Origin of the sequence: [Borrelia] turdi (genome assembly GCF_008828755.2) — a bacterium.
GTDB classification, from domain to species: domain Bacteria; phylum Spirochaetota; class Spirochaetia; order Borreliales; family Borreliaceae; genus Borreliella; species Borreliella turdi.
On sequence record NZ_QBLM01000005.1, the window covers coordinates 1 to 16,001 of the forward strand.

Annotated in this window: 7 protein-coding genes and 4 pseudogenes; 5 read left to right on the top strand and 6 right to left on the bottom strand. The window is 24.3% G+C overall.

Annotation, left to right across the window (positions count from 1 at the left end; all coding sequences use genetic code 11):
* Window positions 1-423: 423 nt before the first annotated feature.
* Window positions 424-1,356 (top strand): P12 family lipoprotein, encoded by a 933-nt coding sequence (locus DB318_RS04840; RefSeq protein ID WP_151074392.1) that lies wholly within the window; start codon window positions 424-426, stop codon window positions 1,354-1,356.
* 1,383 nt (window positions 1,357-2,739) lie between these two features.
* Here DB318_RS04840 and DB318_RS04845 read toward each other — a convergent pair.
* From DB318_RS04845 to DB318_RS04860, 4 genes and pseudogenes are all read right to left on the bottom strand, one after another.
* Window positions 2,740-3,621 (bottom strand): S2/P23 family protein, encoded by an 882-nt coding sequence (locus tag DB318_RS04845; protein WP_151074393.1) that lies wholly within the window; start codon window positions 3,619-3,621, stop codon window positions 2,740-2,742.
* Window positions 3,622-4,289: 668 nt separating this feature from the next.
* Complete coding sequence (locus DB318_RS04850; protein WP_151074394.1) at window positions 4,290-8,111, bottom strand: Eco57I restriction-modification methylase domain-containing protein; 3,822 nt, start codon at window positions 8,109-8,111, stop codon at window positions 4,290-4,292.
* A gap of 141 nt (window positions 8,112-8,252) precedes the next feature.
* Complete coding sequence (locus DB318_RS06010) at window positions 8,253-8,369, bottom strand: BapA protein (RefSeq protein WP_336510997.1); 117 nt, start codon at window positions 8,367-8,369, stop codon at window positions 8,253-8,255.
* Between the two features lie 741 nt (window positions 8,370-9,110).
* A pseudogene (locus DB318_RS04860) lies at window positions 9,111-9,720 on the bottom strand (chromosome replication/partitioning protein).
* Window positions 9,721-10,222: 502 nt separating this feature from the next.
* On the opposite strand from DB318_RS04860, the pseudogene DB318_RS06015 reads away from it, so the two are divergent.
* The 3 genes and pseudogenes from DB318_RS06015 to DB318_RS04875 all read left to right on the top strand — a co-directional run bounded on the left by DB318_RS06015 (window position 10,223) and on the right by DB318_RS04875 (window position 12,358).
* A pseudogene (locus DB318_RS06015) lies at window positions 10,223-11,136 on the top strand (plasmid maintenance protein).
* Window positions 11,137-11,179: 43 nt separating this feature from the next.
* Window positions 11,180-11,640, top strand: a pseudogene (locus DB318_RS04870) (DUF226 domain-containing protein).
* Window positions 11,633-12,358, top strand: coding sequence for a ParA family protein (locus DB318_RS04875; protein ID WP_419465847.1), 726 nt, complete (start codon window positions 11,633-11,635; stop codon window positions 12,356-12,358). The pseudogene DB318_RS04870 and the gene DB318_RS04875 overlap by 8 nt, the downstream one beginning before the upstream one ends.
* A gap of 723 nt (window positions 12,359-13,081) precedes the next feature.
* Here the strand turns inward: DB318_RS04875 and DB318_RS06190 are convergent.
* Window positions 13,082-13,490: pseudogene (locus DB318_RS06190) on the bottom strand (UTP--glucose-1-phosphate uridylyltransferase); the annotation flags it as partial.
* A gap of 176 nt (window positions 13,491-13,666) precedes the next feature.
* Window positions 13,667-14,635, bottom strand: coding sequence for a hypothetical protein (locus tag DB318_RS04890; RefSeq protein WP_151074395.1), 969 nt, complete (start codon window positions 14,633-14,635; stop codon window positions 13,667-13,669).
* 524 nt (window positions 14,636-15,159) lie between these two features.
* Between DB318_RS04890 and DB318_RS06020 the strand changes: the two genes are divergently transcribed.
* The gene (locus tag DB318_RS06020) at window positions 15,160-15,363 is read left to right on the top strand and encodes a CRASP family complement regulator-acquiring lipoprotein (RefSeq protein ID WP_419465848.1); all 204 of its coding nucleotides are present in this window, start codon (window positions 15,160-15,162) and stop codon (window positions 15,361-15,363) included.
* The last annotated feature ends 638 nt before the right edge of the window (window positions 15,364-16,001 follow it).

Sequence of the window (16,001 nt, forward strand, 5' to 3'; positions counted from 1 at the left end):
GCGAAAGCGGTTGTTTTATTCGATGAATTGTAAATTGAAATTTAAACTAAACAACTATAAATTAATTTATAGTTGTTTAGTTTAAATTTCAATTTACAATTCATCGAATAAAACAACCGCTTTCGCCTTTCATTTGACACATTGATGGGAATTGATGGGAATAAAGAGCCACCCTCTCAAAATGAAAAACCCCCGCGGTATATATTTATATGGCTTACTTTTTGAATCAACCATGTAAAAAATACAACTTTAATATTATATATGAAAAAAATTATGATAAATTCAATACATAATAAAAGTACAGTTTTTTTAAAAAAAGTGCGGCAAATAAATTAAAAATTATTGTCTCTACTCTGTATTTGCCTTATAATAAAATAATATTTGAATAATAAATAACTAAAGAAAAATAGGAAGGGGATATTAATGATGGAAAGAAGCAATATGTGCATTTTACTGCCAACAACAATATTGTTTGTGTCCTGTAAGTTTTTGGGAAATTCTGGCACAAGCAAAGAAGCATCTTATTTGTTTGATACTGCTAACAAGATGAGCAATTCAAAAATAGCTACTTTTTCAGGTAAGAATCAAGAAGAAAAAAAAGGTTTAAAAAATTTTGAGGAATTGAAAGATGGGAATTTAATTCCCCCCACTCCCGCAGAGTCCTTAGCATACACAAGGCCCACTATAGAGAAAGAGAATATAGGTCCTGTGGCGTCTTTAGAGACGCCTAACAATAAAGCTAGTATACCAATAACAACAACAACCATTCCAATTGAGAATAATCAAAAAAAAGAGATAAAACAAGAACAACTTTTCCCTTCTACTAATGAAGAAAAGAGAGCAGATAAAGAAATTAAAAATATAGAAAATGCTATTAGGGGCTCTGGATTTCCCAAGTTAATTGAGGATATGAGGTCACTTAAACATGAATATACTTCGATAAAAAGTGATTTTTATGATGTAATAGATAAGATTAACAATAAAATAACATCACTAACGAAAAATCGTCGTGAAAATAGAACTAAAATAACTAAGCTGAGACAATTACAAAATAATTTAAATACAGAAAACGAATTTGATGAAATCATGACTCGCATTGATATTGCAGAACAAGATATAGGATCTGCAGCTTTATTCTTTAATGAAGCTAAGGAAAGTTTAAAAGAAGGCATTATTAAAAGATTGGAAAATGAAAATAAGACAGCACTACTATTGTCTAAACACGCTTTACTTAAAGCAGAAGATGCTTTAAGTAAATTAGAAAATTATTCTTCTAAAAAGAATTTCGCAATGGGAAGAGATAAAATTATAAAAAAACTTATTGAACAGGCAAAAACTGCTTTAAGTAAGTCTTAAAATGGATAAAAAAATATATAAAAATATATTAATATTTAAAATTAGTTAGAGCCTTTCCTTAAAGAAGGCTCTCTTACTTATATCTTGATAAAATACTAATTATAAGCCTTTACTTTATCTATCAATTTTAACCTTTATTCTTTTGTTTTCTGGCTTTTTATATACTAGGAAGTTTTTTTATAGCGCTTATAAAATTAGTTAAAATTGAACATATACCTAGTGATAAAAATGAAAATATACGGAATAATACACTATTAATAGAAGTTATAGTTCCTAAAACTTTTGAATCCACATTTTTTTTAAAAAAAATTCTAAATTATTAGAATAAATATAAATTATAATCACTAAAAATATGATTATAGTAATAAATATGTGAAATTATTTTTATTAAAATTGATAATAAAAATATTATAGCTAAAATAATATGAATATCATATTTTGAATGTTTAATTTTTCTAAATATCCATGCTCCTATAATATCTGATATGCGAAATAGTACATATATAATTCCAAATACATTAATAGATATATTTTTATCAATAAAAATTGCTTGCCAGTATAAATAAAAAGGTTGATAAAAAAATTGAATGGTGCCATTTAAAATAAATAATTCTAAAAGTTCTTTAGATTTTAATAATATTATTATTTTTTTTTAAAATTTCATAAGATATAAAGTTAAATTTTCTTCATTATGCTTATGATCTGTATTTTTATCATTTGGTATGAAAAAAATTGTAATTAAAGAGAATATTAAATATATTAATAATGAAATTAGGTAAATTTTTATATCAATGTATAAATATTGTACACTTCCGATATATCCACCTAAAATAGCGCTAATACTTAGTATCATTTTTACAAAATGATATAAAAGCTTTTAGCTTTTTTGAATTATTTTGATATAAATAATTTAATCAAGCCTAGTCTTAAATATTAATTAAATTTACCTAGCATAATCACAACCTCCATTACATTATTATAACTATAAATTATAATAATATGTAGTAATATGCAACACAATAAATAAAAAAATCGATTCTTCAAGAATACTGGCTAAAATAGACCTAGAAATCTCTTTGCCCTTTGCTTTGAATTCTTTTTCATATATATTTTTGCGATTCTAAATACTATGGAGTCGTCAAGTCTCTCGTATAGAATATTTCTTAGGGGTTTTTATTATTATATAATAATGCCTCCTATTCTTATGAATTTATTTTTTGCTATAAATGCCACTAGCAACCCAAGATTCTAAAAATTATGTAAAATATATGATTCAAAATCAACTTATTATTTATAATTTTTTATTACGGTTTTATTTACAAAAACATACTGGATATCGATATTATCAATTGCTGATTTTTCAAATAAAAATTACAACCTCTATTATTCATCAATAGGAAGTTTTAATTTTTCTTTCGACAAATTTGGATACTTGGCAAATAGCAACTTAACAATATCATTAAATAGTTTTAGATTTAATGCAATTTCATAGGTTTTATCTTTATCCGTTTCTTTATTCTTTATAGTAAGATATGCCAGCATAATATTACATTTCTTCTTTTTATAAAAAAGTTGAAAAGAATCTGTTAAGGAATTGTCAAAAACACCAAAATTATATGAATTAATGTATCCAACTTCTTTAGAAGCTTCTTTTAGGCTAATTTTAGGAAAACCAATTCTATATTTTTCAAAATTAACATTCGAACCTTCGGAATTTAATTTTAAACTTCTAACTTCGTATTTTTTTTCAAACTCTTCAGTCGACTCAAATGCTATTATCTTAGCTATGGGTATTTCGTAACCAAATATCTTATAATTATTTTCGTTAACACTATAGGTGTAACTATTACTAAGCCACGAAGAAGTTTTGAATCGAATTGGTGAAAAAATATAAGAATATTTAAGTTCTTCAAGATCTTTAATTGAATTATTATATCTATCTTTTAGAACACTTAAATTATTAGATTTTACCCATGTAACATAACCTCCTGCAAGTAATTCAAACACCTCCCCTTCTTTTATCCCAGATTCTTCATAGAAAGAACAAATATTTTGGTTGCTTTCTTCCATGTTTTTTTTGATATATTTGCTATATTCTTTAGCATCTTCTCTAATTGTCTTAGTCTTAGAATAAAAACTTCTGTTTAAATATTTGATACTTTTTGAAGATTTTAGTGGTGTCAAAAAACACGAAAAAAATAATAATATAAATACAAATACAAATACAAATACAAATACATTCAAAATACAAGCATCTTTTTTCATAAAATCTTCCCATTAAACTTGACACTAAAAAAATTTATAAAATATTTTTTCATTATATCATAAATATCAAAAAATAATTGATAAAAGACAAAAAATTATGTATATCAATTGAATAACACTCTCTTGTCCCCATGTTTTGGGTGTAATGCACAACGCTATCATTTCCGGTCTTATCTTTTCCAAATTTTATTAGTCTGGTTTTAATCAACCCAAGCTCCGTTAAGAATTTTTAAATCCCACTGCACAGGTGCGTATGCGAACAACCCTTTTCCTATCTTTTTGTGAAGGCAGATAAGCGACTATTCTGTACATATCACAAGCTAAATAACTAACAACCCCAGGTGTTTTTTATAATTTTATTTTTAGTGATAATTGTCCAATAGACTTTTAAAAGTCTATTTCATTGGTTTGATCTCATTTTCTTAAATCAAAGATTAGACTTGAGACGCTTTAATAGCCTTGCCGCAACTCTTTATTTATTAAGAATCTTTTATTGTACCCATAAACATCATTTTCTTCAATTTCTAAAAGTTTTTTAGTTTATCTGCTGCTTTCTTTAAGAATAACTTTTTCATCATTTTAATCGTAATATTTTTGGTAAAAACATATATTTCATTAAATGAATATAAATCTCTTTAAAATGCATAGCTAAACTTAAATTGTTAAGCTTAGCTAAGTTTATTTATTTTTAAATAATTCTCATATCCTTTTATTAAAGACGAAATATAAAATTCTCCTTTTTTATTTTTTAGTACCTCAAAGTCATTAAGTAAAATCATAAAATCTTCTTTGGTCAGTGAATAAAGACTAGCTACAATAAAATTATTTTCATTTTCTTTTTCTTTAAAGAATTCATCTTCGGTATCTAGATTTAACATTTTATCAACTTCTTTCTTACCAAACTTAAAGTTTTCTAAATAAAGCAAATTAGAGAAATTTAAAGGATCATTTTTGGCTATTAGTAAGGAAGTGTTTTTAACTAAAGTTAAATATAGCGGATTAGCTAGAATTTCATATTTTTCAGGTTGTGGCATTGGGCATTGGTAAAGACATGATTTTAGCACATTTGAATCAACAAATCTTCTTAGCAAAAAATCAAATGTTAATGAATTAAAAATAGATATAATAAATAATTTTTTATAAAGCGATATTGGCGTTTTCTCATAATTTATATACATTGAATTTACACAATAACAATTTTTAGGAGACAAAGTACTAATCATAGTTCTTTCATTTGTATTACTTGCAATTGCTCTATAGAATACTCTTTCAGTTTGATGCCGATCGTCTTCAGCTAATATTTTTTCTAAATCTTCTTTATCTATCCATAGTAATTTAGAACTTTCTTTTGCATCTTTATATTCAAAAAATCTTGAATTAAACTGATGAATATTGGCTCCACAATAAAGAAATATAAAGTTTTCATTATCATATTCTTTTAATAAAGATTTACGATTCTTAATACTCGGGTCTAAGCCTTTTTTAAAATCAATATATTCTTCACTAAACACACTAAATTGACTAAATATTTTATTAATTAAGCTAAATTCTTTATTATTTTTAAATTCTATTATTGACTCTTGAGTAGGAGATAGTTTTTTAATTTGGTCTATATTTAATTCGATTCCTTTATAAGGATCATCCTTATTGTCTTTTAAATCGCCAACCATTTCTTTTAAAATATTATCACTATGTTGGATCATAAATTTTGCCTTAAAATTTGATGTAGATTGCTTGGTATTATTTATTTGGAATATTGCAAACTTAAAACTCGAATGCACATCTTTAAATCTCTTTTTATTTTCAAATTGATATATATAATTAAGCTTATACTTACTAAATATATGTTTTCTTAGTAATCTAGAACTAGATTCACTACAAAGAGCCGAAGGAACCAAATAGGTTAAATTGCCTTTTTCTTTTAGTAATTTTAAATTAAATGCAACAAAATATCTAAAAAGATTTGGATCACCACCACTGGTAAAGTCTTTAAAATCAAATTTATAAATATTGTTAATGGTGCTTATAGTATTTTTTTCTTCATTGTATTCAATACTTAAAGGATGATTATCTTTACTGAGCATTTCTTGCTTTATTTTATTTTGTTCTTTTATGCTTAGTTTTCTATAGCTCGGGATATATTTTGAGAAAAATTCAGATTCATCAAACTTAATCTTCTCCCATGGAGGATTTCCAATTACAATGTCAAATCCTTCCTGAATATCTGGAAACTCAATTCCATAGTGAAAAAATTTATAATAGCTACTTAATTTTCTAATTTTTTCTATTTTTTCTTTATCTTCACTAGAAGTTTTATTGACCAAAATATTTTCAATTAAACTAATTACAGCCGTAATATCACTAAATCCTATATTTAAAGATTTGTCAAAAGATAACGAATAAAGTTTAATTAAAGAAAATATTATTCTTAAATTATCTGTATCTCCACTTTCCTCATATCCTTTGTATATCTTTTTAGATTTTTCTATATCTTCTTTAGTGGTATCATTAATTTCCTTAATTTTTTGATAGCTATCTTCTAAAATAATTGTAATTTCTTCAATTCTTTTTTTAAATAAAGAAAATCCACCTTCAAATTTCTTTTTTGTAATATCAAAAAATTCATCTTTGGTATATCCTAAAAGGGCATTTCCTACTTTAATGTGATGTTCAATAAAGCTTAGTGGCGTTCCAAAAATAAAGGTATTAATCCATAAACTTAGCATAGTAATTTCAACCGAAATGGGATTAATATCAACACCATAAATACACTTCTTTAGTAGCATCCTTTTAAGTACCAATTCTTTACTTATACTATCCTGAACATCATATTTTTCACTTTCTTTAAGAATAGCTCTATATTCTTTATCAAGCTCTTTTTTTACATCTTTAAATTTATCTAGCTCGTACCACACTTTCTCTGTTAGGTAATCTAAACAAGAAATTAAAAAATGCCCCGATCCACAAGAATTATCAATGATTTTTATATCTAAAGGAGACTTAGTTTTAAGCTGTTCTTCAATTGATGATATTACCATAAAGTCAGTTAAGTCATCTGGGGTGTAATATGCTCCACTTTTCTTTCTATCAAGAGATCTGGATGTAAGATAGATATTGCCTTTATAATATGTAGCAACTTTGTTGACTTTCTTATTTTTAAGCTCTTCTTCGGTACGAATGAGATAAACCCCGTCTTCAATAATACGATGAACAGTAGTATCTGCAATTCTTAGGTCATATTCAAGTAGAGTCTCGTATAATTCTCCAAAACTTTTAGGATCTAGCTTTGAATACTCTACAAATTTTTCATCTTTAATATTTTTTTCTTCAAAGAAAAGTACTTTAACCAGTATTTCTTCAAGTTCACTAATATTTAGCAAACCTTCATTATTTAAATATTTAACCTTGTCTTCTGCAAATAATCCCCCATTAAATATAGGAAACTTTATTGCGTCGCTTCCCTTATCAAGCAGATTGAAAATTGTTATTATTTTTTTATATCCTAATTTCTTTTTTGTATTTTCATCGTAAAAAAAATATCTAAAAGATATAGAAGATCTGTATAGCTTATTTTCTTCTAATATTTTCTTAAAAATGTCATTATCTTCAATATATGCAATAAAAAATATTCTTAAAATAAAAATAATTGATTCTTCAAGTATGCTAGCTAAAATATTCTGAGTAATTTCTTTGTCTGATACTTTAAATTCCTTGTCATATATATTTTTTGCAATTTTAAATACTATAGAATCGTCGGACCTCTCATAAAGTATCTCTTTTAAAGTTTTTTGAATTATCTCTTTTTCTTTAGCTATTTGTTCTTTTTCAATCTCTATTACATTGCTTGTCTTTAGGTATCTTTCTTTTCTTATAAGGTAGATGAATAAAATAAACCATTCTTGTTCTTTGTATTCTTCTTTTTCTTTAATTTTAGAAAAATTAAATTCAATATATCTTTTTTCTCCATAAAGGACTTTAGATTTGTCATATAATCTCCACACCGTTCCATTTGAAAGTATCCCATAATGTTTTTGATATTGATTTAAATATCTATATAGCTGATCTTCTGCTTCTTTTACTTTATTTTTAGTGTCAAAACTAAATGGTGGGTGCTTAACCTCTGCTATAAGTAAGATATCTTCGGCTACAATAGGCTCATTATTTTTTTTAGCTTCTTCTAATTTATTATTAAAATCTACTCTATCTTTATCATTTTCAAAAAGTAGTATATCTACTCTAGACTCCATTCCTTCTATTTGCCCGACTTTTTGTTGTTCTACTGAATAATTTAGTTCTTCAAATATAGATCTTAATAAAAAATCTATATTTACTTCTGTTGAATTATCATCTATTGAAGAAAGTTTATTATTTATAAGAATAAAAAAGTCTTTTAGTTGATTAATATTCTCTTTTTTTATAAAATCTTTTGATAGTTCTTTATAAAGAGATATATTTGGATCATTTGTTTTTATAATGTTATTATTTTTCATTATTTGTGTTTATAAGAACTATTTATGTTATTTATAAATCTTTTTTAGCTCTTCTTAATACCCATAGTATATCCCAAGATTGATTTTTTTAAAAGTTAAAAAACTAATCTTAGACAAGTTGACTAAAACTTGTTTTAATATTTATTTAACTTTATTTACTCTATCTCTAGAATAAGATTGTTTAAACTTATTCCTAGCTTTTTTTCTATATTTCTCAGCAAAATCAATTTTATGTAAGTTTAATTGTATTGCAATTATATTAAATAATTAAAAATTCGATCTAAATAATCATCTATAAGAAAGTTATTATCTCAGGCTTAATAAATATAATTAGAGTTATTAATTTATTTTCTATAGGCTGCCCCATGACATCAAGAGCATCTAAAAACACTTTTTTTTAATCTCCCAATTTTTATTTTAAACACCTTCTAATCTATAGAGCATAGGTAAAAAAGATTTCTATCCTTTTTATTTTCAAAACCATAATTATCTAATCTTTTGTTAATTTCTTCTTTAGAAACATCTTATTCAGAATTATGAAAGCAGTAAAAATTTAAAAAATTCCTGTAAGAACTTATAATTTGTAATTTTTTAGTAAATAGCGAGAGGGATAAAACCAATAATCCTAATATTTAATAAAAAATGAAACTAAAAGGAAATATCAAAAAACAAAAAGACTCTATAATAGAATTAATCTAGATTAAGAGTGTCTAAACTATATAAGAAAATTTTAAATCACAGAAAAGATTTTTTACATATAATCATCTTATTGATTTATAGTTGAATATAAAAACACAGCAATAGAGAAATTATAAATTTAAGATATGCAAAAATGATTTAAAGTTAATAAAACTAATAAGCCCTAAAATTTAGATTTTAAAATGAAAAAACCCTTTTCCGGGCATCTTTTCGACATTAAACTAGGCAAAATAAACTTAAGCCTATTAGAAGTAATAGATTAACATTAATTAAACGTCAAAGTCAATAAAACTTGAAAATTTATTTATTACTTTTCTTTTTAGAATTATCATATTTAATTATAATCTCTGATAAAATGTCTTTTTTATTTTTAAAAATCTCCTTTAAAATAAAATATACTCTTTTGGTATCTTTTTTGCAAAAAAAATATAATTCATTATCTTTTATTAAAATTCTAATTGGGGTATTTTCTTTATTATTTTTATTTATATTTTCTTGATTTATTTCTGATACCCCTTGTTTTTGTATGGCATGATATATACTATTAAACCCCACTTCCTTAATTTTATTAATAGAAATAATGCCTTCCAAAACCTTTTCATAAACTTTTAAATATGTATGCCTGCGTTTTTGCAATTATAAAAGATTTTATAAATTGCTCAAAGCTTTTAAAACCATCGTATTTATAAAGCTCTTTTTGCTTAATTTTATATAAAATTTTCATTCTTTGAATTTTATTATCAATATCATCTTTTAAATTAAGCTTTAATTAATCTTTTAGATCATTATAAATGATTAAATTTTTATCTTGATTATTATTTAAGTTTTGACTTTTATCAATAAAATCTTCAAGCCTATCATTTAAAATGATCTCTTTTTTATTTTGTTTTTTATTTTCTTTTTTCGCCATTTTGTCCTCCTATATTTATTTTTTATTTTAAAGTGTAAATTTCTATATAGTTAACCATTAATTATCATCTAAAAAATAAATTCCGACCTAATGATATGAAACAAAAAAAGACCTGTAGAAAATCCTATGATACTAATCTGTAAATAAATATTGCCATAAATTTAATTAAAAATCGTTCGGTTCTGAACCGATACAAAAAACTATTTCAAAATTAAAGATTACATAAATAGTAGATAAAGAAAATATATTTTTAAAATTATTTTAATTTTTGATACTTTGGGCACTATTTACAATTCTATTTTTGATCGGGCCCATTAAAAAAGTTTATACTAGTTGTTGCATTGAATTTCGACATTTTTTGTCAAAAAAATAAACTATCCCTTATCTTAAATATAGTTTTTAGCTTTAATTTTTAACAGAGGTTGAAATTTATTATTTTATATATTATAGTCTTTAACTATTAATTAATAATTAAATACACATTAAACTGGGAAATAAAAAAATGAACACTATTATATCTAATTATAGCTACCAAATTAAATCTAATAAATTACTTTCAAAAGACTGCAAGTTTAAAAAAATAATTTAAGTTATTATTTACTTAAATAAAGAGTTTGAGAAAAAATATAATGTATCAATACACAAAATTCATTTTAATTCTGAAAAACTAAAGGAGCTTCAAGTTAACCATCGGGAAGACATACTTCGCGTACTAAACTCAAATATATATAAAGAACATAAAAAAGAAACTATAATTAATACTCTAAGAATAGATTTAAGATTTTTAGTTAAGCTAAAAGTATTAGAAAAAATGCTAACATTTTCAAATAACTTTGAAGAATTCAAAGGAACACTTTATATATATAAAGTGTCCCCCATTACACATAAATTAATTGATACATATTTTAGTGGCACCAGATCAAACTTAATTAAGAAAGCAAAAGAAGAAAAAGATACTCTAAAGGAAGAAAAAGAGTCTTTTAAGCCTTAAAATATCACTAAAAATATCGCTGTACATAATAAACAATATATAAATATATGTAATAAGAATTCTATAGAAAACTCTTTCTTTAAAAGAATTAAATCAATAATTTCTAACACTAAAGAACCAATCAAAACACTGAAAAATATTTTATTAAACTATAAAGATTTTAAAAATCATCTAAAATATGATTATGAATTAAAAGATATTAAAGAATTTTTTTTATTTAAACTAAATCTCGACAAACAAAAAATTCACTTTATAAGAAAAACTATACCCTATAAAGCCGATTTCTATACTCTTGCGGGAGAATTTAAAGATACTTATACTACCAAATGGAAAATAAAAAAATAACTAGCTTTTCAGGACATGCTGGTATAATAGCTAATAATATTTTAGCTAACATTTTGACAAAGGGATTAAAATTTGAGTAATTTAATTGAAAAGCTCAAAAACAAAAAAATAACATAGAAAAAAATTATATTTAATAAAATTGAGGAAGTAAAAGTAGAAAATATACTACACAAAAATATTTAAACATCTAATTAGTTTTAGAATTATAAACAAGGGAGAAAGACTAAAACTTGCTTTTCAAAAATTTAATAACGCTAAAGATTTTCTTTTTTTTAAAATTTCTTTCCTTTGAAAGAAGATGACAAGTTCTTAGAAATAAGATATAGGCATGATAAACTCGATAAATCCTTTTTTCTTAAAAAGAAAATAATAAAACCTATATAATAAAAAAACTCTATTATATAGAATTTGCCTTTAAAAATGACTCTATTAAAGCATATGTTTAATCTTTAAAAAAGCTTCTAAGAAAGAACAAAGAAAATACCGAGTATTATCAATTTAATTTATCACACTTAAAAATGGGAAAAAAAGTATATGAATTTTATAATAAAAAATTAAAATATGAGGGGGTTATAAATAAATGAATCAAAAACCCTAATTATAATTACACTGGCAAGTGTAAAAAAAAAGGGGGGAAGCTCACTTTCTATAATTTTTTCTTATATATTAAAAGAATTAGACAAAAAAGTACTATTAATTGATTTAGATCCACAAAATTCTTTAACTTCTTATTTTAATCAATATATTTCTAATATTAAAAAGCGCAATGTTTATAAATTTTTAAAAGGAAATGCCTATTTTGGTAAATGTGAAAATAAAATTAATGAATATATTTCTATAATTCCTTCTCATCCTGTTTTAGAAACATTTAACACAAACGATATAGATTATAAAGAAATTATTTTAGAACTTAGATTAAATAAAAGTACTAAAAGTTTTGATTTTAATTATATTATAATAGATACTTTTCCTAGTAGAAATTTCCTTTTAAGGAATGCTTTAAATGTTACAGACCATATTATAACTCCAGTTCAAGTAGAAAGATGGTCAATAGAAAGCTTTTCTATTTTAACGGGAACTATTAATAATATTCAAAATATTAAAAATAAAAAATATAATATTTCTATTATAGAAAACCAATTTATTAAAAATAGGAACCCTTTGAAGGGGGTGTGGGATACACTGTATAAAAAGCATGGTAAATATATAAAAGGAAAGATTCGCTTTTCAAATAGTATAAAAGTTTTTATAAACGACCTTTTAGAGCCTCCTTTGAAAGAAATTTATTATAGGAAAGCTTAAAATGCTTTAAAAGATATACTGTAAATTACTATTTTTATAATCTTTGATATAGTAATAGTAGATTATATTATAAATATAACAAAAATTAATACAACATTAGATGAGTATACCCTGACAGTATTTATTGATGCGCATATGCATATATAAAGTTTTGTTCTTATTCCATTAAACTTTGCTCATTTGGTAGTTCAATAGGCACTGTGACAATAATTAGTGATTTTCATGAAATATCAAATGTTAATGGTATTAATGGTATTAATTTTATGCTAAATAATCCTAAAACCCCGAATTTATTTTTTTAGGGCTCCCTCTTTTTGTATCAGCGCAGTCTTTAGAATTTGAAACTTCAAGGTATGTATTAGATGATCAAGATGTAGAAAAGTTGATGGAATTTAATGATGTTTACTTATTTGTCTGAAACGATGGATTTTAAAGGCGTAATTAACAAAAACATTGGGATTATAGATAAAAATTTAACTTTAAAATATATATCTTCGGGATTAGTACTGATCGTGGGTGTTCAACAATAGAATATTCAAAATGTAAATTATCTATAGAGGTTCCTAAACTCAAAAGAATAGCTTTTTTAAAAGAAGTTGATAATTTAGAGTAAATGCTGTAGTTATTAGGTATAAAATCAATTTTAAATTTTAAGGTAATTAGGGGAAGAATTGTATAGAGAGATGCATTAGCTGTTTTCCCCATAAATATAGCAGTAGCATTAGAACTATCAACTCTCTTACTATAAAAATATCCATGCCTATCTTCAAGATAATTGCTATTAAACAACATATCAACAAATAACTTTGCAGAAAGGAATATTTTACTTCTATCAACAGTTAAAATTAATGGATTTTTTATTAATTTTAACACTTCCTAGGTTATTGCTCAACCGAAATATATTTCCCGAATTCTTTATCTTGCTCTATAATTTTAGTTAGCATTTTTTCTATTATTTCATCAATATTTTTTATCAAATACTCTAAATTAAAAAGCCCGGTAACACAATTAAATAACAGCCTATTGCCCCTACTCTCAAATTCTTGTATAATCTCTGAAGAAATACCTCCCCACTAATATCAACATAAATTAAACAATTCTCAGCATTTATTGCTAATATCCCTCTCGAATACCTATTAGATAGGTATATGCAAGCATATATTACTATAAAAGACAAATAAACCAATAAAGATAAAATCCAAGAAGAGAGCTCCTATATTAGGAACCAATACAGGGAATATAACATATTCTTAATCTTATTTCAATATCTCCTTATTTATTAAGAATCTTTTATTATACGGCTTATCGTTATATATATTTTTTTATTTCTTTTTTGCAGGTGTTTCCATATTGAAGAGAATTAATTGCTTTTTCTATATTTTCTATGCAAGTATTTGCATATTCTATTGAATAGTTTGCTAATTCTTTTGCACGTTTCTGTTCACTTTTGCTAAAGCCTATATCAATCATATCTTCTTTTCTATTTTCATTAAGTATTCTTTTATGAATAGATTCTCCTAATTTATCCTTAGCATTTTTTAACATGTTTTTAGCAGATTCCCAGTAATTATGTGCATTTTGGGTATGGATATACATCTCTTCTAAATTTTTCTGTATTATAGGCTTAACACGCTGCATTTGTCTGATTAAATATCTTCTTGACTGAGGAGTTTTATTAAGCTTATCTAACAAAAAATGAAAGGAAAAAAGGTAATCTAACAAGCTTTTATAATCTAGGTTAATATCAGAAATGTCTTTATCTAAGTTATTTTTAGATAGGTCTTTTAAGATAAGTTCTGCTTTTTTAATCTCCATAAGAGACTTTTTTTCATAATCTTTTTCTGCAAACTTATCCAAGTCGGCTTTAATTTGATCTTCTGTGAGTAGAACACGTGTATATTTAAATTGTTGATTTGCTTTAGTAATAATCCTATCTTGTACCTTTACATCTGGCAAACTTTTTTCTCTTAAATCATTATTTTCCATTTCCAGATTTGGTAATAGAGAATTTTCATTTACAACTTTATCATCTGCTATTTGTTGTTCTAACAAAGCCGAGTATGGGTTTGATTTTAAAATTTTTATGTTTTGCTTTAGCATTTCCTTATTATATTTTTTATCTTCCTTTTTACTTCCTTTAAAATCTCTTAAAGCTAATGAAACATTTTCTATTGCTTTGGATGGAAATTGAGAAGAACAACTTTCAAATACAAACAACGCGCAAGTTATAATAACTATAAAGAATTTTTTTATAATTTTTCCAATGTAAAAATACATTCATTGTACCTTCCCTTATTTTAATAATATTATAGAAATATATGGCAATAACAGCTATATTTCAAATAATATGTAAATAGTAATAATCAAAAAACTCAATAAGAATAGAAGAAAATGATTATATTAAGCTACTCTAAAAATAGAATTTGGAAAGTTATGTCTACTGTTTTTCTACTTTTAAATACTTGCAATCCAGATTTTAACGCTGCCAGAAAAGATATTAAGAATCAATCTAACAAAAAAAATATATAAAAACCCTAAAATCTGATAAAAAGGGATTAAAATCTAAAATAGAAGTAACCTCCATCAAGAAGTAAATAAAAATCGAAAATAAAATCCTAGCAAAATAACAAAAAACACGCCAATTAATGATTTAAAAAATTTAATAGAAACAAATTACAAAAGATAGATAAAAATATATGGAAAAAATAAAAGAAGAACCTGGGGATCAATATAGAATGACGATCTTCAGAGCAATGAATTAGAAATCATCAAAACCGATAACTGCTAATACTGAGAGATCTATTAGATATAGAAGAAAGACTTCCCCAAAAAGATTATCTGGAAAATTAAACATTTTAGATTTAAAGAAGCTTAAAAATTGGTTTGAAGAATTATTATCTATAAAGACAATCGTATCAAAAATGTTAAGCCACCTTTTATTGGGTTATAAAAACGATAAAATCCTATACAAACAAATAATAACAATAAGCTTCAATCTCATGTAACCGAAATTTGCCAGCAGATCGAAGAAAAATAAAAATAAATAAAAAAGCTAAAAAATAATTTCTTTTCAATAAAGAACCCTTTGGGTTATATATTAAAATTACAGTAATACAAGAGCCTGCTTTAAATAAGAGATATCCCTAGAGTTTTAATTAAAGATTATAAAAGAATTTTTAACCTATAATTTATATAAGCCTTGAATGAAGATAGGTTTGTTAAATTGATTTATTGATTTTAAATATAGAACATAGGCAATAATTAAGCTTTAAAAGACACCAAAACTAGGATTTTGCTTACTTTAATACATGTTCTTTAGCAATATTTAAGAAACACGCTACCTTACTTTTATAAATGTTGGGGCAAACTTTATCCTGCACTTGCATATAGAACTTACACTTGACTCGCCTTATAAATCCTATCAAGTTCTAAAGCGGTATTAAAACCCGATGTCTCGCTTTTAGAATAAATAAATATATTTTCTTTTAGAAAATCCCCAAAGCACTTTAAGAAGCAAAATAAAAGATAATAATAAATAAAATGCTATAAAAGTTGATGATATTCGGGATGATTTAGAAAGATTAAAAAGTTATTAAAAGAAATGAAAGGATAACTTGAGGCTTCTAGAAAGGAAGAGATCCTT